General features: G+C 61.9%; 25 protein-coding genes. 17 read left to right on the top strand and 8 right to left on the bottom strand.

The window, feature by feature from the left end:
• Window positions 1-12 precede the first annotated feature (12 nt).
• The 4 genes from A3AY_RS0117415 (at window position 13) to A3AY_RS0117400 (ending at window position 4,430) form a co-directional block, all read left to right on the top strand.
• The gene (locus A3AY_RS0117415; RefSeq protein ID WP_026203550.1) at window positions 13-2,394 is read left to right on the top strand and encodes a putative bifunctional diguanylate cyclase/phosphodiesterase; all 2,382 of its coding nucleotides are present in this window, start codon (window positions 13-15) and stop codon (window positions 2,392-2,394) included.
• A 22-nt stretch (window positions 2,395-2,416) separates the two neighbouring features.
• Window positions 2,417-3,133, top strand: coding sequence for a substrate-binding periplasmic protein (locus tag A3AY_RS0117410; RefSeq protein WP_018326944.1), 717 nt, complete (start codon window positions 2,417-2,419; stop codon window positions 3,131-3,133).
• Window positions 3,134-3,251: 118 nt separating this feature from the next.
• On the top strand, window positions 3,252-3,965 hold the full coding sequence (pth, locus tag A3AY_RS0117405) for an aminoacyl-tRNA hydrolase (RefSeq protein WP_018326943.1): 714 nt from the start codon (window positions 3,252-3,254) through the stop codon (window positions 3,963-3,965).
• 3 nt (window positions 3,966-3,968) lie between these two features.
• Entirely contained in the window at window positions 3,969-4,430 is a 462-nt protein-coding gene (locus A3AY_RS0117400) for a GNAT family N-acetyltransferase (RefSeq protein ID WP_018326942.1), read from the top strand.
• On the opposite strand, the gene clpS is transcribed toward A3AY_RS0117400, so the two are convergent.
• Window positions 4,431-4,742 (bottom strand): ATP-dependent Clp protease adapter ClpS, encoded by a 312-nt coding sequence (gene clpS, locus A3AY_RS0117395; RefSeq protein ID WP_018326941.1) that lies wholly within the window; start codon window positions 4,740-4,742, stop codon window positions 4,431-4,433.
• A gap of 279 nt (window positions 4,743-5,021) precedes the next feature.
• Between clpS and ychF the strand changes: the two genes are divergently transcribed.
• The 4 genes from ychF to A3AY_RS0117375 all read left to right on the top strand — a co-directional run bounded on the left by ychF (window position 5,022) and on the right by A3AY_RS0117375 (window position 8,663).
• The gene (gene ychF, locus A3AY_RS0117390; RefSeq protein WP_018326940.1) at window positions 5,022-6,125 is read left to right on the top strand and encodes a redox-regulated ATPase YchF; all 1,104 of its coding nucleotides are present in this window, start codon (window positions 5,022-5,024) and stop codon (window positions 6,123-6,125) included.
• Window positions 6,126-6,221: 96 nt separating this feature from the next.
• The gene (locus A3AY_RS0117385) at window positions 6,222-7,670 is read left to right on the top strand and encodes a hypothetical protein (RefSeq protein ID WP_018326939.1); all 1,449 of its coding nucleotides are present in this window, start codon (window positions 6,222-6,224) and stop codon (window positions 7,668-7,670) included.
• 73 nt (window positions 7,671-7,743) lie between these two features.
• Complete coding sequence (locus A3AY_RS0117380) at window positions 7,744-8,199, top strand: MaoC family dehydratase (protein WP_018326938.1); 456 nt, start codon at window positions 7,744-7,746, stop codon at window positions 8,197-8,199.
• The gene (locus tag A3AY_RS0117375; RefSeq protein WP_018326937.1) at window positions 8,196-8,663 is read left to right on the top strand and encodes a MaoC family dehydratase; all 468 of its coding nucleotides are present in this window, start codon (window positions 8,196-8,198) and stop codon (window positions 8,661-8,663) included. The genes A3AY_RS0117380 and A3AY_RS0117375 overlap by 4 nt, the downstream gene beginning before the upstream one ends.
• Window positions 8,664-8,672: 9 nt before the next feature.
• On the opposite strand, the gene A3AY_RS0117370 is transcribed toward A3AY_RS0117375, so the two are convergent.
• Entirely contained in the window at window positions 8,673-9,218 is a 546-nt protein-coding gene (locus A3AY_RS0117370) for an adenine phosphoribosyltransferase (protein ID WP_026203549.1), read from the bottom strand.
• Window positions 9,219-9,384: 166 nt separating this feature from the next.
• Window positions 9,385-9,795 carry a DUF4168 domain-containing protein gene (locus tag A3AY_RS0117365; RefSeq protein ID WP_018326935.1) on the bottom strand — a complete coding sequence of 137 codons (411 nt, stop codon included), beginning with the start codon at window positions 9,793-9,795 and terminating at the stop codon, window positions 9,385-9,387.
• A 278-nt stretch (window positions 9,796-10,073) separates the two neighbouring features.
• Between A3AY_RS0117365 and A3AY_RS0117360 the strand changes: the two genes are divergently transcribed.
• On the top strand, window positions 10,074-10,259 hold the full coding sequence (locus A3AY_RS0117360) for a DUF1059 domain-containing protein (protein WP_018326934.1): 186 nt from the start codon (window positions 10,074-10,076) through the stop codon (window positions 10,257-10,259).
• Window positions 10,260-10,261: 2 nt separating this feature from the next.
• On the opposite strand, the gene A3AY_RS0117355 is transcribed toward A3AY_RS0117360, so the two are convergent.
• The 3 genes from A3AY_RS0117355 to A3AY_RS0117345 are packed head-to-tail and all read right to left on the bottom strand — an operon-like array spanning window position 10,262 to window position 12,761.
• A complete protein-coding gene (locus A3AY_RS0117355; protein ID WP_018326933.1) occupies window positions 10,262-11,512 on the bottom strand; it encodes a CCA tRNA nucleotidyltransferase in 1,251 nt (416 codons plus the stop codon).
• On the bottom strand, window positions 11,509-12,141 hold the full coding sequence (locus A3AY_RS0117350) for a CoA pyrophosphatase (RefSeq protein WP_018326932.1): 633 nt from the start codon (window positions 12,139-12,141) through the stop codon (window positions 11,509-11,511). The genes A3AY_RS0117355 and A3AY_RS0117350 overlap by 4 nt, the downstream gene beginning before the upstream one ends.
• Complete coding sequence (locus A3AY_RS0117345; RefSeq protein WP_018326931.1) at window positions 12,138-12,761, bottom strand: DUF1285 domain-containing protein; 624 nt, start codon at window positions 12,759-12,761, stop codon at window positions 12,138-12,140. The genes A3AY_RS0117350 and A3AY_RS0117345 overlap by 4 nt, the downstream gene beginning before the upstream one ends.
• A gap of 168 nt (window positions 12,762-12,929) precedes the next feature.
• On the opposite strand from A3AY_RS0117345, the gene A3AY_RS0117340 reads away from it, so the two are divergent.
• From A3AY_RS0117340 to A3AY_RS0117325, 4 genes are read left to right on the top strand one after another with little or no spacing between them, the layout of a single operon-like run.
• Window positions 12,930-13,943: an AAA family ATPase gene (locus A3AY_RS0117340; RefSeq protein ID WP_018326930.1), complete on the top strand. Its 1,014-nt coding sequence runs from the start codon at window positions 12,930-12,932 to the stop codon at window positions 13,941-13,943.
• A gap of 3 nt (window positions 13,944-13,946) precedes the next feature.
• Complete coding sequence (locus A3AY_RS0117335; protein WP_018326929.1) at window positions 13,947-14,867, top strand: DUF58 domain-containing protein; 921 nt, start codon at window positions 13,947-13,949, stop codon at window positions 14,865-14,867.
• Window positions 14,864-17,674: a DUF4159 domain-containing protein gene (locus A3AY_RS0117330; protein WP_018326928.1), complete on the top strand. Its 2,811-nt coding sequence runs from the start codon at window positions 14,864-14,866 to the stop codon at window positions 17,672-17,674. Before A3AY_RS0117335 ends, A3AY_RS0117330 begins: the two co-directional genes overlap by 4 nt.
• 10 nt (window positions 17,675-17,684) lie before the next feature.
• Window positions 17,685-19,754 carry a membrane protein gene (locus A3AY_RS0117325; protein ID WP_018326927.1) on the top strand — a complete coding sequence of 690 codons (2,070 nt, stop codon included), beginning with the start codon at window positions 17,685-17,687 and terminating at the stop codon, window positions 19,752-19,754.
• 101 nt (window positions 19,755-19,855) lie between these two features.
• On the opposite strand, the gene A3AY_RS0117320 is transcribed toward A3AY_RS0117325, so the two are convergent.
• A complete protein-coding gene (locus A3AY_RS0117320; RefSeq protein WP_018326926.1) occupies window positions 19,856-20,425 on the bottom strand; it encodes a GNAT family N-acetyltransferase in 570 nt (189 codons plus the stop codon).
• A 209-nt stretch (window positions 20,426-20,634) separates the two neighbouring features.
• On the opposite strand from A3AY_RS0117320, the gene A3AY_RS0117315 reads away from it, so the two are divergent.
• Entirely contained in the window at window positions 20,635-21,618 is a 984-nt protein-coding gene (locus A3AY_RS0117315; protein WP_018326925.1) for a glutathione S-transferase family protein, read from the top strand.
• Between the two features lie 2 nt (window positions 21,619-21,620).
• Here A3AY_RS0117315 and A3AY_RS0117310 read toward each other — a convergent pair whose 3' ends face one another.
• Window positions 21,621-22,109: an NUDIX domain-containing protein gene (locus A3AY_RS0117310; RefSeq protein ID WP_018326924.1), complete on the bottom strand. Its 489-nt coding sequence runs from the start codon at window positions 22,107-22,109 to the stop codon at window positions 21,621-21,623.
• 89 nt (window positions 22,110-22,198) lie between these two features.
• Here A3AY_RS0117310 and A3AY_RS0117305 point away from each other — a divergent pair, with 89 nt between their 5' ends.
• The 3 genes from A3AY_RS0117305 (at window position 22,199) to A3AY_RS0117295 (ending at window position 24,529) form a co-directional block, all read left to right on the top strand.
• Window positions 22,199-23,101, top strand: a complete 903-nt coding sequence (locus A3AY_RS0117305) for a metallophosphoesterase family protein (protein WP_018326923.1) — start codon at window positions 22,199-22,201, stop codon at window positions 23,099-23,101.
• A 163-nt stretch (window positions 23,102-23,264) separates the two neighbouring features.
• A complete protein-coding gene (locus A3AY_RS0117300; RefSeq protein ID WP_112851718.1) occupies window positions 23,265-23,816 on the top strand; it encodes a tetratricopeptide repeat protein in 552 nt (183 codons plus the stop codon).
• A 194-nt stretch (window positions 23,817-24,010) separates the two neighbouring features.
• Window positions 24,011-24,529, top strand: coding sequence for an RNA polymerase sigma factor (locus A3AY_RS0117295; protein ID WP_018326921.1), 519 nt, complete (start codon window positions 24,011-24,013; stop codon window positions 24,527-24,529).
• The last annotated feature ends 2 nt before the right edge of the window (window positions 24,530-24,531 follow it).

Genomic DNA, 24,531 nt, shown 5'->3' with positions numbered 1-24,531 from the left:
CGGGTGCATCCGATGATGCATTCTGTCGAGAACCGTTTTATTGCCATTGTCTGTGGCGCGATGCTTATGTTCGTCGCCCCTCTCATCGTCCTTTTCCTGACCCTGTCATCGGAACGCGTCGCCCGTGAACGGCTGCAAAACACACAGATCCTGCTGGAGGCGGGTGCTCAGGCTCTTGGCAAGCCCCTTTGGGATTTCGATCGCGACGGAGCCGAGCAGATCGCAAGATCCCTGAGCGCCAATGCCGACGTCCTCAGCGTGCACATCAGGGACAGCTCCGGAACCATCTCCGTACACATCCCCCCTGTTCCCGTCGATCCGAACGTGCCGCACAAGAGCCTCTCAAAGGAGATCCTCTACAATTCGCAGGATGGCCAAAGGTCGGTCGGCACCGCGGAAATCCGGGTGGCAGCGCCCGGCCTGTTGTCGCGCTTCAGCAAGGACGAACTCACCGTCTTTGCCATTCTGGTTGTCGCTGTCGGCGTGGTTTTCGCCTCCGCCATCCTCGGAAACCGTATCACTGTGATCCGGCCCTTGATGCGCCTCACAGCCGCGATCGAAGCGACACGGCGGCTCGGCTCCCGCCACCATGTCGACTGGACGTCGGACGACGAAATGGGCACACTTGCCCATAATTTCAACGAGATGCAGAGCAATCTGGAGCGCGAGGAGAAGGAACTGAAGCTCGCGCATGCCCGCGCGACGGATATCTACAACCTGACGCCGTCTATGCTGTTCTCGCTCGATGCCGACAACCGCCTCACTGCGGTCAGCGACTATTGGCTGATTGCAACCGGTTACAGCCGCCACCAGGTCATCGGGCGTACCTTCACGGATTTCGTCGACGACCACTGGCATGAGACCTATCGGGCGCGCCGCGGCAACGGCAATGCCACACATGCCAATATCTGTGAAGTCACCGTGCCGTTCATCAAGGCCGACGGCGAGACCATGACGGTTCTCATCCTCGAGATGAAGAGCGCCACGGGCGACGAGCACTACGGTCTTTCGCTCTCGGTCATGACCGACGTCACCGAACTCAAGCAAGCCGAAAGCCGCAACCACGCTCAGGCGATTACCGATCACCTGACCGGCCTTCTCAATCGCCAAGGTTTTGAGGCAGTGCTGGACGACGCCATTCGCAACGCCGACGAGACGGCGACGCAACTGGCCTGCATCTTCATCGATCTCGACCGCTTCAAGTGGATCAACGACCATTTCGGCCACGCCGTCGGCGACGAGGTACTGCGCCAGGTGGTTGCCCGCATCCGTACCACTTTGCGCCTGGAAGACACGATGTCCCGCCTCGGCGGCGACGAATTCGCCATTCTCGTCAATGCCGAGCAGGTCGAAGCCCTGGCAAGCGAGATCGGCGACCGCATCTGTGCCATACTGCGTGAGCCGATCCTCGTCGAGGGGGCGGACCTTTCGGTGAGCGCCAGCATCGGCATCGCGCTTTACCCCGATCACGCCGCCAACGCAGCGGAATTGCTGTTGAAATCCGACATGGCGATGTACGCCCGCAAGCGTGACGGCAAGAACGGCATGCTCGTCTTCGACACCAGCATGCTCGACAGCGCCCGCGAACGTCATGAAATGGAGCAGAATATCGATGCGGCCCTGAAGGAGGACTGGTTCGAGGCCTATCTGCAGCCGATCGTCAGTCTGGGAGACGGCCGTATTGCCGGGTTCGAGGCGCTGATGCGCCTGAACCATCCGGAAAAAGGCATTCTGTCTCCTGCCAAAATTATCGGCATCGCCGAGGAGAACGGATCGATCGCCCGCGTTGGTGAGCGCGTGCTGGAGAAAGCAATCGGCCATCTCGCTCGCCTGACCCAGCTCGAAGGCGCCGATACGACCTATCTCGCCATCAACTTCTCACCGCTTCAGTTCACGGAAACCCTGCCGCACAAACTCGCGGCGCTGCTTCTGAAACACCACATCTCGCCGACCCGCATCGTCATCGAGATCACCGAGGCCGTGCTGATGCTCGACAATCCGGACGTTCATGCGGTGTTGAAGCAGCTCAGCGAATTCGGCTGCCGCATCGCGCTTGACGACTTCGGAACGGGCTATTCCTCGCTCAGCTACCTCAACCGCTTCCCCGTCGATATCGTCAAGGTCGACCAGTCCTTCACCCGCTCGCTCAGCACCGGAACCGCCGATGTTCGCCGCAAGAGCAGAATGCTGATCAAGGGCATCCGCACCATCTCCCACCAGATGGGCTGCACCGTCGTTGCCGAGGGCATCGAGACGAAGGAACAGTGGGAGCTTCTGCGCAAGCTCGGACTTGACTATGGCCAGGGTTATCTTTTCAGCCGACCGATGCCGATTGAAAACATGTTGCTCATGCTGGAAATGGAATCAGAAGTGAAGGCTACCAACCGCGCATGACGAAAATGGAAGAAGAGCAGATATGAAACAATTCGCCTTCGCGCTCATTTTTCTCCTCTCGGGCACGGCGCATGCCGAGACCCTCCGTTTGCTCACCGAGGAATATCCGCCTTATAATTTCAGCGAGAACGGCGCTGTAAAGGGAGCGTCGGTCGAGCAGGCCGAACTTATGATGAAGGCGCTGAATGCCGAATATTCGCTCGAAATCCTGCCCTGGGCGCGAGCGCTGTCTCTGACGGAGAACCAGCCTTGGACCTGCCTGTTTACCACCGGCCATGACGAGGAGCGCGACGAGCGGTTCAAATGGGTCGAACCGCTGCTCGCCGACCGCATGGTGATGGTGCGCAAGGCGGGGTCGGGCGTCAATCCGTCCAATATCGAGGAGGCCAAGCGCTTCACCGTCGGCACACAGCGCGATGACTTTTCCGCCAATTACCTCAAAAAGCACGGGTTTCCGAAGATCGATCTCGCCGCCGACGTGGAGACAACGCGGAAGAAGCTGCTGAACGGCCGCATCGACTTGATGACGACGTCCGAAAAGACCTTCGAGACGATGCGCGATCAAGGCCAGCCGCTTGAATCCGCTCTCCTGCTGGAGGGGAAATTGTATGGTCTTGCCTGCAATCTCACTCTGTCGGACGAACTCATTGCAAAAATGCAGGCGGAACTCGACACATTGATTGCCAACGGCACCCAGGAGCGCATTTTCGCCAAATACGGTCTGCGATCGAACCAATAGCGGATCACAGGCGGCATTCGCGCCAGATGGGAAATAACGGGTTGTCTGTGGTAAACAGTTGACTTGCGCGCTCCGGCGCGGTGCAAGACAGCGCTGTTTGACTGGTAGAGATATATCCATGCTGATTTTCGCAGGGCTCGGCAATCCTGGCCCCCAATATGCAGGCAACCGCCACAATATCGGTTTTATGGCCGTAGACGCAATCCAGCGGCGGCACGGTTTTTCGCCCTGGTCCAAGAAATTCAAAGCGCTGATCTCGGAAGGCGAGATCGGCGGCGAGCGCGTGCTCCTGATGAAGCCGCAGACCTTCATGAACCTGTCGGGCGAGGCGGTCGGCGAAGCCATGCGCTTCTACAAGCTGGAGCCGAAGGACATTCTGGTGATCTACGACGAGCTCGACCTCATCCAGGGCAAGGCCCGGATCAAGACCGCGGGCGGCCATGGCGGCCACAACGGCATCAAATCGCTCGACGCCCATTGCGGCAAGGACTATCGGCGCCTGCGCCTCGGCATCGGCCATCCCGGCTCGAAGGAACAGGTACACAACCACGTGCTCGGCGATTTCGCCAAGGCCGACCGTGTCTGGCTGGACCCTTTGCTCGACGCGCTCGCCGACAATGCGGCGATGCTGGTCAAGGGCGAGGATTCGCAGCTCCTGAACAAGCTGGCGCTCGCGACCGGCGCCAAACCGGAACCGGAGCCGGCACCAGCGAAACCCGCCGGAAAGTCGCATATCCGCCAGGCCCGCAATAGCGCCCAGCCGAAAACGCTGCCGACAACCGGACCGATGGCCGACATGCTGAAGAAGCTGTTCGGCAATAAGGACGAATAGCCGGTGACGGCCGGCGACTTGGCCATCCGGCCGGCGAAGGCGAGCGACCTGTCCGGGCTGCTCGCTCTCTACCGGCAGCTCCATGCCGATGATCCGGCGCTCCCTTCCGGTCTTGCCGCCGAAAGGTTCGCCGAGATACTGGCGCATCCCGGCATGACGGTCTTCGTTTCCGTTTCGGCAGAAACGATCACGTCATCGGTGGCGCTGACCATCCTTCCAAACCTCACTCGCGGCGGCAAGCCCTATGCGCTGATTGAAAACGTCGTGACCGACGCCCGGTTTCGCAAGCGCGGCCATGCCGGGGCGCTGATCCGGCATGCCTTCGAGCACGCCTGGCAGAAGGGCTGCTACAAGGTGATGCTCCTGACCGGCTCGCAGGATCCGGCGACGCTGAAATTCTATGAGGGCTGCGGCTTCGTGCAGGACAAGACGGGTTTCCAGATCAGGCGGCCGGCCGGAATCTGATCATTCCTCCGGCTCCGTGGTGAACATCAGCGGAAATCCGGCCTGCTTGCCAAGATCGGTCGCTTCCTTCGCCTTCGTCTCGGCGATGTCGCGGGCGCAGACGACGACGACGCAGACGCCGAGCTTATGCGCCGTCATCATCATCCGGTAGCCGGTCTCCTCGCTCATGTGAAACACCGCCTTCAGTACCAGGATGACGAATTCGCGCGGGGTATAGTCGTCGTTGAGAAGAATGACCTTATAGAGCTTCGGCCTCGCCAGCTTCGGCCGAGTCTTCGTTTTCGGTTTGATGGTGGTGTCGTTTTCACTCATCTGGATATCCTCTCAAAAACAAAGAGGGCCGGCGGAGGATGATTTCAACCCGGCAATATTCGCACCGCCGAAAACGCCATTCAAGTGGGGCCGCTGTGGCAGCGATGACACGGGTGCTGCGCCTGTGAGATGGCTGCGTCCGGCCATGCCGGGCGCAGTTTCCCGGCGCCGCATGCGGCAAATCCGGAAAAAGGCCCGCCGTACCGCCGCAAGGCTTGACCATATCACCCCCTTCCCCCATAGGCAGGGCAAAGTTCTTCAAGATATGGACAAGGTGCCATGGGTTTCAAATGCGGTATCGTCGGACTGCCGAATGTCGGCAAGTCCACTCTCTTCAATGCGCTCACCAAGACGGCGCAGGCTCAAGCCGCGAACTATCCGTTCTGCACCATCGAGCCGAACACCGGCGAAGTGGCCGTGCCGGACCCGCGCATGCGCGCGCTTGCAGATGTCGCCAAGTCGAAGGAACTGATCCCGACCCGCATCTCCTTCGTCGATATCGCCGGCCTCGTGCGCGGCGCCTCGAAGGGTGAAGGCCTCGGTAACAAGTTTCTCGCCAACATCCGCGAGGTGGATGCGACGGTGCATGTGCTGCGCTGCTTCGAGGATGACGATGTCACCCATGTGGAAGGCCGCATCAACCCGGTCGGCGATGCCGAGACGATCGAGACAGAGCTGATGCTCGCCGATCTCGAAAGCCTTGAGCGCCGCACCGAGCAGACCCGCAAGCGCGCCGCCTCCAAGGACAAGGAATCGATGACGCTGCTGCCGGTCATGGACGCAGCCCTGAAGCTGCTTCAGGACGGCAAGCCGGTCCGCACGTTGCTGTCGACGCTGGATGCCGAAGAAAAGAAAATCCTGCAGGGCCTGAACCTGCTGACCGCCCATCCAGTGCTCTACGTCTGCAACGTCGCCGAGGGCGATGCGGTCTCCGGCAACGCCCACACCAGGGCGGTCGAGGAAATGGCGAAGGCGCAGGGCGCCGAAACCGTGGTTATTTCGGCTGCGATCGAAGCCGAAGTTGCACAGCTGCCGGAGGAGGAGGCCAAGGAATTCCTCGAGGCGCTCGGCCTTCATGAAGCGGGTCTCGACCGGCTGATCCGCGCCGGCTACAAGCTGCTCGACCTCATCACCTATTTCACCGTCGGCCCGAAGGAAACGCGGGCGTGGACGATCGAGCGCGGCACCAAGGCACCGGGTGCGGCCGGCGTCATCCACTCGGACTTCGAGCGCGGCTTCATTCGCGCCAACACCATTGCCTATGACGACTATATCGCCTTCAACGGTGAAACAGGCGCCAAGGAAGCCGGAAAGGCGCGTGACGAAGGCAAGGAATATGTCGTCCAGGACGGCGACGTGATCCACTTCCGCTTCAATACCTGATTTCTTAGAAAACTCTTTCGCCGGCCATCAGCGACGCTTGCCGTCGCCATGGCCGGCTGTATGTTGCCTGAAGACATATTTTAAGGAGTTTCTTCGATGCGCCTGATCCCCGCACTTCTGCTCTCCACCGCGCTCGTTACCCAGCCGGCGCTGGCCGCGGAGATTACCCATGAAGGCGCCCGGCAGCTCGAGCAGAAATTCACATCCTACCTGCCGGACAGCGTAGCGAAATCCGGCCTGATCAAGGTCCGGCCTGGCACCGCGGATTACGAAGTCACTTTCGATCCGACAGTTCTCTTGAAGGATGTCGACCCAAAAACCTTCAGCATTTCCGGACTGAAGCCCCTTCTGTCATTGATCCGCCCCTTGGAAGACGGATCGTGGAATTTTTCCCAGTCCGCCGATCTCGATGTCAAGGGGCAGTTCACCGCCGGAAGCGATAAGACGGATTTCAGCTACAAGATCGATGGCTTTCGTATGGACGGGGTCTACGACCCCGAAATTCTCTATCCCAAATCCGCGGAAATGACCGCCAACGGCATCTTCATGTCGTCCCATTCCCCGCTGCAATCGGTGGAAGCACATTTCGGCACGATGAAGTCGATCCTCGAAAGCAAGCGGGGAAACCCAGGCACGATCGATCTTCGCTCCAACACGGCGATGAATGCCTTCACTGAAACCGTCGTCGATCCGGCCAAGGTGCGGATCGATGTTTCGGCCGACAGCGTGACCGCAGATGTCGCCATGAACGGTGTCGCCTACAAGCCGCTGCACGACATCATCTTCTTTGTTCTGGACAAGGTGAAAGCCGATAAACTGACGCCCGAGGATCAGACACGCCTCAAGGAGGTGCTGCGCGCGAACCTGCCAATGTTCGACGCATTGCTGGAATCCATCGATGTCGCGAACCTCAAGGTCGCCACCCCCGCAGGCACCTTCGGCGCGCAGACCTTACGCTATACGGTCAATTCGAACGGCCTGAAAGATGGCGCAAAAGCCGGCTTCGGGATCGTCATCGACAGGCCCTCCGTGCCACCGGGCGTCGTACCCGACGCCTTCGTCGCAGCACTGCCGGAGACGGTTAGTTTTGGCGCCGCTTTCGAAAACCTCAACCTTGCAAGCGGCATCGGCTACTTCCTGGACCATGCCGATTTCAACGCCGAAAAACCGTTGACGGACGAGCAGTCCACCGCGGCTGGCCGCCTGTTCCTGCCGGGTGGTGCGCTGACGCTGAGATATGAGGACGTCTCCGCCCGCTCGTCGGTCTACGATATCAGCCTTTCGGGTACGACGACCGTCTACCCGGAACAGCAGGGGCGCCAAAGCACCGACGTCACGATCTACGCAAGGGATTTCGACAAGACGATTTCCTATCTGCAGCAGAATGCCCAGACCGTTCCGCAGTTCGGACAAGCGGCGTTCGTGCTGCTCATGATGAAGGGCTTCGCCAAGATAGAAGCCGATGGCCGCCAGATGTGGAACCTCGTGGTGGACGAGAGCGGCAAGATGAAGATCAACGGCCAGGAACTGGCGATCCCGCATTGATATCAGTGCCCTGCCGCCAGTTTCCAGCGCCAGGGCTGGATGCTAAGACGCTCCGGTAGGAGGACGACAACCCATGCTTCATTTCGAGGATTTCCCTGCCGGCACGCGGTTCGCGTTCAAGCCGGTGACGGTCGTGGCCGAGGACATCGTCGCCTTTGCCGCCGAATTCGATCCGCAGCCCATGCATCTGTCGGAAGAAGCCGGCAAGGCGAGCATTCTCGGCGGCCTTGCGGCCTCCGGCTGGCACACGAGCGCCATCATGATGCGCATGCTTTGCGACAGCTATATCCACCAAACGGCATCCGAAGGATCGCCGGGCGTGAACAGCATGGAGTGGAAGAAGCCCGTGCTTGCCGGCGATACGCTGTCGGGCACCTGCACGGTCATCGAGGCGCGGACTTCCCGTTCCCGGCCCGAGATCGGCATTGTGCAACTGCGTGGCGAGGTCATCAATCAAAGGGGAGAAACGGTGGCTATCTGTGACTACGCCAACATGATCCGCTGCAAACCGGCAGGAAGCGACGCATGAGGCTCTCCGAGGTTCACCCCGAAGGCACGAAGGTGATGACCGGCAGCGTTGCCTTCACCGCCGATGACATCATCTGCTTCGCCGAAAAATTCGACCCGCAACCGTTTCATCTGGATGCGGAAGCCGCGCAGCAATCGCTCTTCGGCGGCCTCTGCGCCTCCGGCTGGCACACCTGCGCGGGCTGGATGAAATGTTTCGTGCCCTATTGGCTGGGCGAAATGAAGCGACTGGCGGCCGAGGGGATAGAGCCGCCGAAACTCGGCCCATCGCCCGGTTTTCGCGATATGCGCTGGCTGCGGCCGGTCTTTGCCGGCGATGTGATCACCTATTTCGTCACCTTCGTTACGGCCAAGGATCTGGAATCGCGTCCTGGATGGCGGATCAACACCATCCTGTGCGAGGGCGAGAACCAGAACGGCGAGGCCGTCATCCGGTTCGAAAGCAAGGTGATCGAGTTTCCCTGACGCGTAAACTCAGTGGCCTTCAAACTCGATCAGCGTCAGCACCTTGACGCCCAGCGACTCGAGCTTCCTGCGGCCGCCGAGTTCCGGCAGGTCGATGATGAAGCAGGCAGCGACGATATCGGCGCCCATCTGCAGCAACAGCTTGGTCGCGCCCTCGGCAGTGCCGCCGGTGGCAATCAGGTCATCGACCAGGATGACCTTGTCGCCCGGTTTGATGGCGTCGCGGTGCATCTCCATCTCGTCGATGCCGTATTCGAGACTGTAGGCGATGCGCACCGTATCATGCGGCAGCTTGCCCTTCTTGCGGATCGGCACGAAGCCGGATGACATCTGGTGCGCCATCGCGCCGCCCAGGATGAAGCCGCGCGCCTCGACGCCGGCGACCTTGTCGATCTTCGTGCCGGCAAAGGGATGCACCAGCTCGTCGATCGCCCGGCGAAACGCGCGCGGATTGCCGAGAAGCGTGGTGATGTCGCGGAACATGATGCCGGGCTTGGGGTAATCCGCGATGTTGCGGATGGAGGCGATCAATTCCTGCTGAAGAGAGGATCTCATGATGGAAGGCATGCCTTTGCGGACGTCTTAGGGAGACGAAGGCATAGCATCAAAGCCGGGCATTTCTATAGTGGTTTCTTGGTCGACGGCCGGCGAATGCGCCGTCTGTCGGCCGGCAGCGCTGGAGCAGGATCGGATTTGCCGCCCTGCTCCGACTGTCGCCTCGCTACTGCGCTGACGTCGTCGTCTTCAACTTTTCCTGCACCTTCTGGGCAACTTCAGGATTGGTCTGCGCCGCGGTGATGATGGACTTGTATTCCTCCAGCGACATGTCGGGCGACTTTTCGACCGCGTTGATCATCTGCTTGTTGGCCTCGTTCTGAAGTTTCTGTTTGGCCGTCGCATCCTTCTCCGCGCCGATCTTGGCGGCATAGTCCTGCCGCACCTTGTCAACCTGCAGGTAGGCGACCGCAAAAGCTTCGATCTTCTTGTCGCTGATGACGGCGGGCGCGGTGCCCTGTATCGGCTGCGTGGCTTGTGTCTGAGAAGCACCCTGGGCAAAAGCCGGCGAGTTGATGACGATCAGGCTCAGTGCGGCAGCGGTCAACGCTGCCACGGGCATGTGGCGGATGGTCATATGCTTTCCTTTCCTTAGTCAGTCTCAAGGCGGCGATCGCCACCTGTCCGGAGGGGAATACCCCTGAGCCAAGGTAAGGACGGATCGGGCGACAATGTGACCTCGGAAAGGAACGTTCAAGGCCATGTCTGGGCCGGACCGCCCGCGGCCTGCCGCGATTGAAAGACCAGGCATCTACAATCGGGGAACCATTCGACCGCTTTTCCGGTTATAGTAGACGGTATTCCGCTTGCCGGACCTGCCCCAGCGGAAAAGCTCAAAAAGCAAGGAGGAGCATCATGCGATTGTTTGAATGCGGGACCCTCGTGCCCGGCTGCAACTGGCATACCCGGGCCGACAGTGACGCCGAAATCGTGCGCCGCGCCGTCGAGCACATGCGCCAGGCCCACGGCGAAACCCTGATCCGCGAAAACATGGTCGACAATATCAAGGCCCGCATCGTCGACGAAACGAAGGCAGCCTGACTTCAGACCATCGACTGAAGCCGGGCAACGAGCGTTGCCCGGTCGGCATTGAAGTTACCCTCCACCCACTGATCCTCAAGCATCGCCAGAACCTCGCCTACCCGCGGTCCGGCGGCAATTCCGGCAGCAAGCACATCAGCACCGGTGAGAGGGAATGCCGGCTTCTGCCAGTTTTCCGTCTTCCCGAGCAATCCCCACAGGCGTCCTGTTTCGGCAAGCTGCGCCGGATCGTTTTCCGATTTCTGCCGCGACGCGGCGAGAGCGAGCCTCAAGCTGGTATCGAGGCCGTTTGAGCCATGCCGATAAAGCAGCCGCGCGAAAGCCGTATCGGCGATCACGGCCGGCAGACGCGGTGCTTTCGCCCATGCGGAAAAGAAGGCCGCCTCCGTTTTTGAAAGGCGCAGCCGTTTCGCCATCGCTTCCAGCCGCTCGACATCCGGCGGCACGATGGCTGCGAGCCGCAGCAGCGGTTCGGGCTGCCAGCCGAATGCCTGTTCGGCAGCGACCAGGGCCGGGATGGCGTCGATGCCCCATTTTTCGCTTTCGGGCAGAATTTCGCTCAAGACGCCCGCCTGGCGCATCCACAACAGCGCCCGGCCGGGATCCCTGGCCGACAGCAGCTTCTTCATCTCCGACCAGACCCGCTCGGCCGAAAGCGTCCCCAGCTTGGAGCGAGCCTTGGCGCAAGCGCGAAGGCCATCCGCATCCGGCCGTCCCGAACCGTAGTGAGCGAAGAAGCGGAAGAAGCGCAGCACCCTCAGATAGTCCTCCGCCACGCGCTCGGCCGCATTGCCGATGAAGCGAATATGGCGTTTTTCGATGTCGGGAAGCCCACCGACGAGGTCGATCACCTCGCCCTTGGCATTGGCATAGAGTGCATTGATGGTCAGATCCCGTCGCTCGGCGTCGACCTTCCAGTCCGAACCGAAGGCGACCTCGGCGCGCCGGCCGTCCGTCTCGACGTCGCGGCGCAATGTCGTCACCTCGAACGGCGCGCCCTCGATGACCAGCGTCACCGTGCCATGGTCAATCCCCGTCGGGACCGACTTGATGCCGGCTTTTTTTGCCCGGGCGACAACCTCGTCCGGCAGAAGCGTCGTTGCCATGTCGATATCAGCTACTGGAAGCCCCATCAGGCTGTTGCGCACAGCACCGCCGACGACACGGGCCTCGCCGCCATCGGCATTGAGGAGATTGAAGACGCGCGTCAGCGCAGGCGCCGAAAACCAGGGTTCGGCGGCAACGGAGGTCATGCATAAAGCCTTTCGTACAACATACGGACGATGCCGGCGGTAATGCCCCAGATATTCCGGTCGCCATAGGGCATGCGGTAGAAATGCCGCTCGGCGCCCTGCCAGGTCGCGCGACCTCGCCCATGATTTCGCGGATCCATCAGGAACGACAAAGGCACGTCGAACACGGCATCGACTTCAACCGGGTTGAGCACAAGCTGAAAACCCGGCTGCACGACGGCGAGGACCGGCGTGATCCGGAAACCGGACATCGCCATGTAGTGGGGCAACCGGCCGACCGTCTCGACGAAACGTCGATCAAGGCCGATCTCTTCTTCTGTTTCCCGCAACGCCGCGCGCTCCGGCGTATCGTCCTCCGGATCGATCGCACCGCCGGGAAAGGCGACCTGGCCGGAATGCTTGCGCATCGTCGCCGTGCGCTGGGTGAAGATGACGCGCGCTTCATCGCCGTCTTCGATGACCGGCACCAGCACCGCCGCATCCCTGAGCTTCAGCGTTTCGAGATGGGGTATGACATCCGGATTGAGCAGGAAATCGCCATGCTCGCGCCAGGCGTCCTCCACCGGGCTGCCGGATTGGCTGCGCGCGCGGCGGCGAAAATCACCGGCTGAAAACAGAGTATCCATCATACCGACAGCGCTTCCAGTTCCTTCGCAGGCATCACGGTGAAGACCGCCCCGGCGGAACGCACTGCAAACATCTCGACGCCATCGATCGTCATGGTCTCGCCGAGTTCGACCAGATCGTACATCACGGGACGCGACACCAAGGCCTCCAGCCGCCCGCGTACATGCAAATAGGGTTTCAGCTCGTTGTTTTCGCCATGGATGACGAAATGCAGCGCATGCTCCGGCCCCGCCTCAACGACGTCGCCGACATTGGTGCGGAAGGTCAGCACCTGCTGGCCCTGGCGCTCTGTCCTGCTCATCTCGACGGCCACGAAAGCTGCATCCACGATGCGGATGCCCACTTTTTCCACAGGAGTTACAAGATAGGTTTTGCCGTCCTCGTCCTTGCGCAGGACCGTGGAAAACAGCCGCACCAGCGGCTGGCGACCGATCGGCGTGCCCATGTAGAACCAGGTCCCGTCGGCGCGGATTTCCATGTCGATATCACCGCAGAAGGGCGGATTCCATCGGTCGACCGGCGGCAATCCCTTGCTTTGCTCGCCCGTCTGCCCGGCGGCGCGCGAGATCAATGCCGCAAGGCCCGCCGCATCGCCGCTCTGATGTATTTTGGCTTCCGCCATCGTTCCGTCCCGTTTGGCCCTATTCTTGCGTTTTATAGACCACTGATTTCATGAGATAGTACCTCGTGGGCGCCTTGTCAGCCACCGAGCAGAGCTTAGATTGAAAAACAGAGACGGAAAGAGCGCTTTTGGCGATTCGAGACCGTTGCCGGCCACTGGAGACAGACGATGGGTGTGATGAAGACCACAGACGGCGCGGTTGACGAAAGGGCGATCATCGCCGCCGCAGAGAAGGCGCTCGGCGAAATCGCCCTGATCCGCAAGGAAGTGGGCAAGGTGATCTTCGGCCAGGAAACCGTCGTCGAACAGACACTGCTTGCCGTCCTCTCCGGCGGCCACACGCTGCTGGTGGGCGTGCCTGGCCTTGCCAAGACCAAGCTCGTCTCGACACTCGGCACGGTGCTGGGATTGAACTCCAGCCGTATCCAGTTCACCCCCGACCTGATGCCCTCCGACATTCTCGGCTCCGAAGTGATGGACCAGGACGAGAATGGCCGGCGGTCCTTCCGCTTCGTTCCCGGCCCGATCTTCACGCAATTGCTGATGGCCGACGAAATCAATCGCGCCAGCCCGCGCACGCAGTCGGCGCTGCTGCAGGCCATGCAGGAATATCACGTCACCGTCGCCGGCCGGCGCAACGACCTGCCGCAGCCTTTCCACGTGCTGGCGACGCAGAACCCGCTGGAGCAGGAAGGCACCTATCCGCTGCCAGAAGCCCAGCTCGACCGCTTCCTGATGCAGGTGGATGTCGGCTATCCGGAACTCGCCGCCGAACGGCAGATCCTGCTCGAAACCACCGGCGTCTACGAGAACGAGGCCCGCGGCGTCATCGATGCGGCGCAGCTTCAGGGCATCCAGCATCTGATCCGTCAGATGCCCGTCAGCGAGAAAGTTGTCGACGCGATCCTCGCGCTGGTTCGCTCTGCCCGCCCCGGCAACGGCAATGCGGCGACCGACAAGAATGTCGCCTGGGGCCCCGGTCCGCGCGCCGGGCAGTCGCTGATGCTGTGTGCCCGCGCCCGCGCACTCTATGACGGCAGGCTTGCACCCTCCATCGACGACATCATGGCGCTTGCCGAACCCGTCCTGCAACACCGCATGGCGCTGACATTCGCGGCGCGGGCGGAAGGCATGTCGGTGCGAGACGTCATCACCGGCCTGGTCAAGCAAGCCAGGGGATAATGAATGGCTGCCATAGGGCACATCGTCGAGCGAACGCCATCCGGAGAGGTCCTTTCCCGCGCGCAGATGCGTGCCAGGCTGATTCCGGACTGCATGGTCGAGGCCAAGCGCATCGCCAACACGGTGATTTCCGGCTGGCATGGACGCCGCAAGCGCGGCATCGGCGAAAATTTCTGGCAGTTCCGGCCCTATAGCGACGGCGAAAGCCTGTCGCGCATCGACTGGCGCCGCTCGGCCCGCGACGATCATACCTATGTGCGCGACCGCGAATGGGAGGCCGCCCACACCATCTGGCTCTGGGCCGACCTATCGCCCTCGATGATGTACAAGTCGAAGTTCGGCCATGTCTCCAAGGAAAGCCGGGCGTTGGTGCTGATGCTGGCTCTCGCCGAAATTCTCGCCCGCTCCGGCGAGCGCATCGGCTGTCCCGGCGTCATGGAGCCCGTCTCGGCCCGCAACGCCGCCGAACGGCTGGCATCGGCCCTGATGCACACGCCGCTTTCCGGTGGACTACCGCAAACCGGCATGATCCGCGCCGTCAGCGATCTCGTGCTGATCGGCGACTTCCTCGATCCCGTCGACACGATCATGGCGCGGCTTGCACCGCTCGCCCGCCGCGGCATGCGCGGACATATCGTCGAGATCGCCGATCCGGCGGAAGAGGCGTTTCCCTATGCCGGGCGCACCGAATTCACCGATCCTGAAACCGGCGAGAAACTGACCGCCGGGCGCGCCGAGATCGTCGGCGATGACTATCGCCGCGCCTATTTCGCCCGGCGCGACAGTCTCGGCGAGATCCTGCGCCATCTCGGCTGGACCTTCACGCCGCACCGCACCGATCACCTCGCCTCCGAGGCGCTTGTCGCGGTGCACATGTATCTCTCCGGCATGCCCGGACGTGCGACCCATGGAGGCCAGCTGTGAGCCTGTTGCCCTTCATGTTCGCCAATCCGATGATGCTTGCAGCGTTGGTCGCCCTCCCCGCGATCTGGTGGCTGCTGCGCATGACGCCGCCGAAGCCGGTCACGGAAATATTTCCGCCGCTGCGCATTCTTGCCGGTGTGCTGAAACGCGAGGAGACACCCTCGAAAAGCCCGTGGTGGCTGACGCTGCTGCGCATGCTGATGGCCGCCGCCATTATCTTCGCGATAGCCGATCCGGTCTTCAATCCGCGCTCCAACACGCTGTCTGCCGATGGCCCGCTGGCGCTGGTGATCGACAATTCGTGGGCTACGGCGGCGGATTGGGAACGCCGGGTGGAAACCGCCGAAGCGCTGATCGGCGACGCGGAAGACAGGGATTTGCCGGTTTCGATCGTCTTCACCGCCGACAGCGAACACAATGCTGTGCCGGGATCGGCGCCGGCCGCCCGCAACCGGCTCGCTGCGGCTGCGCCGCAGCCGTTACAGCCTGATCGGGCCGCGGCCGTCAATGCGCTGAAAACCGCTCTCAACGGAACGGCGCCCGGCACGCTCGCCTTTCTCTCGGACGGCATCGAGGCCGGCGACGACAAGGTGATGACCGAGCTTGCCGCGCTTGCGCCCGCCAACTTCCGGCTGATCGAAGGCAGCGGCGATCAGGCCGTGGCCATCACCAATTCGGCCAATGACGCCGATTCCATGGTGATCACCGCCAGCCGCCTCGATAACGCTGCTGCGCAGTCGCTGCCGATCACGGCCTTTGACACCCGCGGCCGCACGATCGCCAACGGCTCGGTCGCTTTCGCCCCCGGCGAAGGCGTGGCCACGGGAACGCTTGCAGCCCCCTTCGAACTGCGTAACGACTTTGCCCGCATCGCCATCGACGGCACGGCGACTGCCGGCAGCACCTTCCTGCTCGATGACGGGTTCCGCCGCCGCCGGGTGGCGCTTTTGAGCGGCGAAGCCCGCGACCAGTCGCAGCCACTTCTGTCGCCGCTCTATTACATCAACCGGGCGCTGGCGCCGTATGCCGATCTCGTCCAGCCGAACGAAGCCGATTTGGCCGTCGCAATCCCCGAGCTCCTGGCCCAGAAGCCTTCCATGCTGATCATGGCCGACATCGGCCGCCTGCCGGATGAAACTTATGCGCCTGTGACCAAGTGGATCGAAAACGGCGGCACGCTGATCCGCTTCGCCGGGCCTCGCCTTGCTGCCGCGCCCGCCGACGATCCGCTGGTGCCCGTTACGCTGCGTCAAGGTGAACGCGCGCTTGGCGGCGCGCTCTCCTGGTCGGAACCGCAACCGCTGGCCGACTATCCGGCACTCAGCCCGTTTGCCGGCATGCCGCGCCCGCAGGACATTCTCGTCAAGCGCCAGGTGCTCGCGGAACCGACAGCCGATCTCTCGTCACGCACCTGGGCAAGCCTCGCCGACGGCACGCCGCTGGTGACCACCAAGGCGCAAGGTGCCGGCCGTATCATCCTGTTCCATGTCAGCGCCGAAGCAACCTGGTCGAACCTGCCGATTTCAGGCGATTTCGTCGAGATGCTGCGCCGCAGCGTGCAATTGTCGCGCAGCGGCGGCGTGGCGAGCGAAGGTACGACGCCAGGACAGACGCTGGCGCCCTACCGGCTTCTGAATGCCGACGGGGTGCTGACCAGCGAAACCGGCCGCGCCCGGCCGCTGGAAATTTCTGCCGGCAAGGCACCGGTCTCCAGCGCTGATAACCCGCCCGGACTTTACGGCTCGGAAGAGGGTTTCAGCGCTCTCAATCTCCTTCCCCGAGACACCCAGCTGAAGCCGATCGATGCGACCGGCCTTCCCATGGCATACACATCCGAAGCGCTGATCGGCGCCGAGGCGTGGTCCTTGAAACCGTCACTGTTTGCCGTCGCACTCATCCTGCTGCTTGTCGACTCCGCCGTCGTTCTCTTCATGGGCGGCGCCTTCGCGCGATTGAGAATACCGGCCACGACTGCCTTCGTCATCGCCCTTGCCGCCGGCGCGCTTGTCGCAGCGCCGGGCCATTCGCTTGCAGACGACGGCAAACCCGGCGACGAGAATATACTGGCGCGGCTCGACAAGACCCATCTGGCGTATGTCATCACCGGCGAGGCCGAGGTCGACCGGCTCTCCGAGCGCGGGCTTACCGGCCTCACGGAGTTTCTGACCTACCGCACCACACTGGAGCCAGGACCGCCCGTCGGCCTCGACATCGCTTCGGACGAACTGTCGTTCTACTCGCTGATCTACTGGCCGATCTCCGCCAATGCGCCGATGCCGAGCCCGCAGGCGGTCAGCCGCATCGATGCCTATATGCGCGCCGGCGGCACGGTTTTGTTCGATACGCGCGACCAGTTCTCTTCGCTTGGAACGGGCTCCGGCAGCACCAGCCCGAATTCGGAGCGGCTGCAGGCGATCCTCGGCGATCTCGACATTCCGCCGCTGGAGCCTGTCCCGACCGACAATGTGCTGACCAAATCGTTCTATCTGCTGTCGAATTTTCCGGGGCGCTACAACGGCAGCCCGCTATGGATCGAAGCACAGCCTGACAACGGCTCGCAGCCGACCGGCAGGCCCGCCCGCGCGGGCGACGGCGTTTCGCCGATCATGATCACCGGCAACGACTTCGCCGGCGCCTGGGCGATCGATGCCAATGGTGCGCCGCTTCTGCCGACCGTGCCGCCGGACGAGCAGCAACGCGAATATGCCTATCGCTCCGGCGTCAACATCATGATGTATATGCTGACCGGCAACTACAAGGCCGACCAGGTGCACATTCCCGCTCTGCTCGAACGGCTTGGCCAGTGAGGGCGCGCACATGACACTCGATTTCTCGCCGCTCCTTGCCTGGCCCTTCATCGCCGTTCTTGCGCTGATCGCCGTTCTCCTGTCGGCTCTCGGCTTCTGGCGTGGCGTGCGCGGCGCGGCGTTCCGCACGGCGGCGCTTGCGGCGCTTGTGCTTGCGGTTGCCAATCCGGTTTTCTTTCAGGAAGAGCGTGAACCGCTGTCGACGATCGTCGGCGTCGTCGTTGACCGCAGCCAGAGCCAGGACAATGCCGGCCGGCGCGAAATGACCGATGCGGCCCTGGCGACGCTGAAGCAGCGGCTTGCCAAATTCCCGCAGATCGAGCCTCGCATCGTCGAGGCGGCCGATGACGAGAATACGGAAACGCCGTCGACGAAGCTTTTCACGGCACTGCAGACGGCCTTGGCCGACGTCCCGCCGTCTCGCGTCGGCGGCGCGATCTTCATCACCGACGGCCAGATCCACGACGTACCCGATATCAACCAGCCACTCGGCTTCGACGCACCGGTCCACGGCCTGATCACCGGCAAGCCGGACGAATTCGACCGCCGCATCGAGGTCGTCAGTGGCCCGCGCTTCGGCATTGTCGGCGAAGAACAGAAGGTCACGTTCCGTATCGCCGATGACGGGACGGCGCCGGGCGGCACGGCGGAAGTGACCATCAGCCTCAACGGCAACAAGATCGCCACGGAAATGGCCGAGCCCGGCACCGATGTGCCGTTTACCTTCACCGTGCCGCGCGGGGGTAACAACATCCTCGAATTTGCCGTCGCCGCGGTCCCGGCCGAAGTGACGGAGACCAACAACCGCGCCGTTCATGTCATCGACGGTATTCGCGAGAATCTGCGGGTGCTTCTGGTTTCGGGCGAGCCGCATGCCGGCGAGCGCGCCTGGCGCAATCTGTTGAAGTCCGATGCCGCCGTCGATCTCGTGCATTTCACCATTCTACGGCCGCCGGAAAAGCAAGATGGCACGCCGATCAACGAACTCTCGCTGATCGCCTTTCCGACTCGCGAGCTCTTCGTCGAGAAGATCAAGGAGTTCGACCTGATCATCTTCGACCGCTATCAGCATCGCGGTGTGCTGCCGATCCTCTACTATGACAACATCGCCCAATATGTGGAAAACGGCGGCGCATTGCTGATCGCGGCCGGGCCGGAGCATGCGGGCGACGATTCGATCGCAACCACCCCGCTCTCGGCCGTGCTTCCGGCCAACCCCACCGGCTACGTCAACGAGAAGGCCTTTTATCCACGGCTCTCGGATGAAGGAAGGAAACATCCGGTGACGCGCGGGCTGGAAGGCGCCGACAGCGAACCGCCGCACTGGGGCCGCTGGTTCCGCACGGTGGATGTCGACCGGCCACTCGGGCAGACGGTCATGCAGGCAGCCGACGGCAAGCCGTTGCTGGTGCTCAACCGCGTCGGCAAGGGCCGCGTCGCCATGCTGCTCTCCGACCAGGGCTGGCTCTGGGCACGCGGCTTCGAAGGCGGCGGACCGAGCGTCTCGCTCTATCGCCGCACGGCCCACTGGCTGATGCAGGAACCGGCGCTCGAGGAAGAAGCGCTGACGGCGCATGCCAGCGGCCGAACGCTGGAAATCGCCCGGCAGACGATCGCAGGCGATCCGGGTATGGCGACGCTGTCCTACCCTTCGGGCAAGACGGAACAGGTTGCGCTCAAGGAGGCCGAGCCGGGTCTCTACAAGGCAAGCGTCCGTACGGCTGAAACCGGCTTGTTCGAAGTGAACAATGGCGAACTTACCACACTGGTGCATATCGGCAGCGTCGATGCGCCCGAGTTCAAGGCAACGATCTCGACGCGGGAATTGCTCGCCCCCTGGGCGGAGAAGACCAAGGGGCTGGTGCGTCGTCTCGCCGACGCCGACGGTCCGGTGGACCTGCCGCCGATCCTCCCGGTGCGCGGCGCCGTCCGAGTCGCCGATGATCAGCGCATGTCGTTGCGCATGACCGACGAGACGGTGCTGAAGGGCATCAATTCGCTGTCGCTGTTTGCCGGTTTCCTCGGTCTTGCTGCCCTGCTGTTCGTGCTCTCCGCCACCTGGCACCGCGAGGGCCGGTGAGCGTTGGCGCAGCAGTTCCAGACATCACGGTTACCCGCCACGTGTAAGCAAAGGAGCAGCGGGAACTTCAGGTCGCAACCGAACAGCGCGCACCCCGCCTATCAGCCCTGCCAGCGAATTTCGCCCTTCAGCCGCGCATGCACGTCCTCGCCCATCGGCACGACGAGAACCCGGTTCGGATCGACCGGCCCGGGGAAGACCAGTGCCGCGTAGGCAACCTTCTCGAAGCCGAGCGGCTGATAGTAGGGCGGATCGCCGACCAGGATGACGCCTTCCGAGCCCTTCCGCCGTGCCGCCTCGACGGCGATCCGCACCAGCTCGCGGCCGATGCCACGGTTCTTGTGCGAGGGTCGAACGGCAAGCGGACCGAGCAGATGGCCTTTGACGGAGCCGGCAAGCACCGGGGTCATCCGCACCGAAGCGATGGTTTCGCCATTGTCAGCGCAGACGAAGGAAAGCGACAGATCGTGCGGCCCCTGCTCGCGGATACGCGCGGCGGCACGGGCGAACCGGCCGGGACCGAAGGCTTCCTCATTGATGATTTCGATCGCGGCGTCATGGGACGCGTCTTCGGTCAGATAGACGAGGTCGTGCTTTTTCATAAACATCAGAAAACCCTGCATGCGAGACGTATAAATGTGATGGCTACGCCCGAAGGGCGTGTTCAGCATCAGCGTCGTCGCGGGTTTCCTGGAAAGAACATCGAATATGAATCCGGTTGCATGAAAAAGTCTGGGAGGCCCGATAGCAGAAAAACGGCCTCTGTCAAAGCCCAAAACGCACTGTTCAGCATTTGCTGGCTAATATGGGCGGCCAAGACGCGTTATCTACTCGACAACCAAGTCACGAACAGCGGCACTCCCGCCGCAGGAGATCAATGATGGGCATGCTGGTTGAGGGTATCTGGCACGACGTCTGGTACGACACCAAGGAAACGAAGGGCCGTTTCGAGCGGGCCGCCGCACAGTTCCGCAACTGGGTCACCGCCGACGGTTCGGCCGGCCCCTCCGGCGAAGGCGGCTTCAAGGCGGAGGCCGGGCGCTATCACCTCTACGTGTCGCTTGCCTGCCCCTGGGCGCACCGCACGCTGATCTTCCGCAAACTGAAAAAGCTTGAGGACCTGATTACCGTCTCGATCGTCGATCCGCTGATGCTGTCGAAAGGCTGGGAGTTCAAGAACGAGATCGGTGGCACCGTCGATCATCTGTTCGGTTCCAAAACGCTCTGGCAGGTCTATGTGAAGGCCGATCCACGTTATTCCGGCCGGGTCACGGTTCCCGTCCTCTGGGACAAGAAGCGAAACACGATCGTCTCCAACGAATCCTCGGAAATCATCCGCATGTTCAATTCGGCCTTCGACGGGCTGACGGGATCGAAGGACGACTTCTATCCCGAGCAACTGCGAAGCGAGATCGACAGCCTGAATGCGCGCATCTACGACGCCGTCAACAACGGCGTCTACAAGGCCGGCTTCGCCACGACGCAGGAAGCCTATGCGGAAAACATCACGATACTCTTCGATGTGCTGGATGAACTGAACGAGCGTCTGGCGACCCGGCGCTACCTGACCGGCGGACGCATTACCGAGGCCGACTGGCGTTTGTTCACGACGCTGGTGCGCTTCGACCCGGTCTATGTCGGGCACTTCAAGTGCAACATCCGCCGCATCGGCGACTACAAGAACCTGCAGGGCTACCTGCAGGACCTTTATCAGGTTGCCGGCGTCGCCGAGACGGTCAACCTGCGCCACATCAAGGAGCATTATTACCGCAGCCACACGATGATCAACCCGACGGGCGTCGTTCCGGCCGGCCCGGAGCTTGATCTCGACACGGCGCATGAGCGCGAGAAACTCGCGGCTTGATCCTACCAGAAATCGGCTGGCGGCAAGTTGCCGGAAAGCTCCGCCAGCCGCCGGTGCGTGGCAGCCGTCGTGTCCTTCGGCAGATCGTCGAGCGCGAAAAATCCGGCCTCGACAATCTCCAGGTCCGGCTTGCGCGGTACAGTCTGGCGGACATTGCGGCAGCGATAGAAGAGCACGTGGTCACGCTTGCTCGTCAGCCGGTTGAAATAGACATGGAAGAGTTCGGGAGGATCAGTCAGTTCCAGATTGCCCTCCTCACGCAGCTCCTTGACCAGCGCCGCAAAGGCCGTTTCGCGCCGCTCCAGCCCGCCGCCCGGCATATGCCAGCCAGGCACGTAGGAATGCCGGACCAGGAAAATCCGCCCCTTGTCGTCGAAACAGGCGGCGCGCACGCCCATCGTCATGCCTCGCGCGAAGGCGAAATAGCCGTGCATCAGGCGGGTAACCAGCCGCGTCTTCCAGCTGCGCATTTCCGGCGGCGCTTCCGTCATGCCGATCCGGTTCCTTTCATCAATGTCATGCGGAGGATAAAGCGCATCGCATGATTCCCCTTTCCGGGAATATGCGCTAGGTACAAATTATGTTCAAACTCGCGCATATTTCCGACATTCATCTCGGCCCCCTGCCCGATCTTTCGTACCGTGAACTCGCCTCGAAGCGCATCACCGGCTTCGTCAACTGGCACCGCAACCGCCGCAACCACCTGGTTGGCAACACGCTCAACCTTTTGATGGACGAGATCGAGCGCGCCGATCCGGATCACCTGGCGATAACCGGTGACCTGGTCAACCTCGCCTCTTCGCGTGAAATCGAGATCATGACCGCATGGCTGAAGGAAGCCGGCGACCCGGAAAACATTTCGATCGTGCCCGGCAATCACGATGCCTATGTGCCGGGCGCCTATGAAAAAACGACCAAGGCCTGGTACCCCTATATGCGCGGCGAGCGCGGACCGGCGGAGTGGAACGAGGATTTTCACTGCTATCCCTATCTGCGCGTCCGCGGCCAGGTGGCATTGATCGGCTGCTCGACCGCCGTCGCCACGCCTCCCTTCGCCGCCAGCGGCTATTTCGGCAGCCGCCAGGCGCGCGAGACCGTCAATCTCTTGCGCGCAGCCGGTGAAGCCGGTCTGTTCCGCGTCGTCATGATCCACCATCCGCCGATCCGCGGCGCAACCTCCATGCACAAGCGCATGCTCGGGATCCGCCGTTTCGCCGCAACGATTTCCGCCGGCGGCGCCGAACTGGTGCTGCATGGCCACACCCATCTGAACACGGTCTACTCCCTCAAGGGCCAGATCAGCCCGGTGCCCGTGGTTGGCATCGCTTCGGCCTCGCAAGGTCGCGGCGGCAGGAAACCGCCGGCCGGGTTCAACCTGTTTTTCATTTCCGGAAGCCCTGGCCATTGGAACCTGGTTCGCGAACGATTCGAACTCACCATGGATGGCCGTTCGGTGACGCTGGTCGAAACCACGCGCTTCTGATCGCTTGATCGTTATCGATACTCGCCAAAACGGCAAAAAGCGCTATGCTGGGAAATATTCGGCGTTCGTCATCCGTCATACGGAACTGACCGGACCGCCGGCGTCATCAAAGACGTCGGGCAATCCCGTTTTCCGGGGGCAGTTTCAAAACCAGGAGATGACCATGATCAATCGCAAGACCGCACTGTTTGCCCTTTTTTCTGCGGTTTACACCTTTACGCTTGGGCAAACCGCCTGGGCCGCCGGTGAGGACACCACGGCCCCGCCGAAAAAGACCCAGACCTCCACGGAATGCAAGGACGGAAAGGTTTGGGACGAGAAAGAGAAGGAGTGTGTCAATGCCAAGAAGAGCGGCCTTGACGACGACATCCTCTTCAAGGCGGCACGCGAACTTGCCTATGCCGGCCAATACGAAAATTCGCTGAAGGTGCTCGACGCCGTCAAGGACCAGAACAGTGCCCGCATCCTGAATTACCGCGGTTATGCCAACCGCAAGGCCGGGCGCATGGAACTGGGCATGAGCTATTACAAGCGGGCGCTGCAAACCGACGAAAACTACATTCTTGCCCGCTCTTATATGGGCCAGGCCCTGGTTGAGCAGGGACAGATCGAAGAAGCAAAGGCGCAATTGATCGAGATTCGCGATCGCGGCGGCGAGAACACCTGGGCATATCGCGCCCTCCTGGAAACGCTTGGCGGCGTTCGCCACTACTGATCATGCTCAGGCCGGGCGGCTCTGGTCGACCGGCCTTTCATATGGCATTGGGAAAATGCCTTTGAAGCGGCAAAATATGCGCTGCCTGCCGGCTGCCGACTTGCAGACCATGGGCCAAATGTTTCATATCAACCGGCGTGTATTTCGACCCGGACGAATAAAACCTCGCTCCGGAACGTTTCTTTGGAAGAGCAATGCGTCCAGCGGCCGAATCGAACGAATTCAGAAGGGACTTGGTCAGCGTTCTGCCCAAGTTGCGTCGTTTCGCAATGACACTGACGCGCAATGCCGCCGATGCCGATGACCTGGTTCAGGAGGTCTGCGAGCGGGCAATCACCCGCAATCACCTCTGGAACGGCGAAGGACGGCTTGAAAGCTGGATATACGCAATGACCCGCAATCTCTGGATCGACGAAATCAGGAAGCGCAAGGTTCGTACTGGCGGCGGCACGGTGGACGCCGCCGAGCAGGACGAGTTGTCGGTCGAGGCATCCGGCGAGAAGGCGGTTTACGCCAATCAGTTGCACAAGATGATTCTTTCCATGCCGGAGGGCCTGGCGAGCGTCTTCGTGCTGGTGAATGTCGAGGGACACAGCTACCGCGAGGCCGCCGATATCCTGAAGATCCCGATCGGCACGGTGATGAGCAGGCTTTCGACGGCACGCATGCGTCTGGCCGCAATGATTACAGAGACGACGGAAAGGAGGGCCTGAAC

It is taken from the genome of Rhizobium giardinii bv. giardinii H152 (genome assembly GCF_000379605.1).
Lineage (GTDB): Bacteria > Pseudomonadota > Alphaproteobacteria > Rhizobiales > Rhizobiaceae > Pararhizobium > Pararhizobium giardinii.
This window is presented reverse-complemented; position numbering and strand designations above follow the sequence as displayed.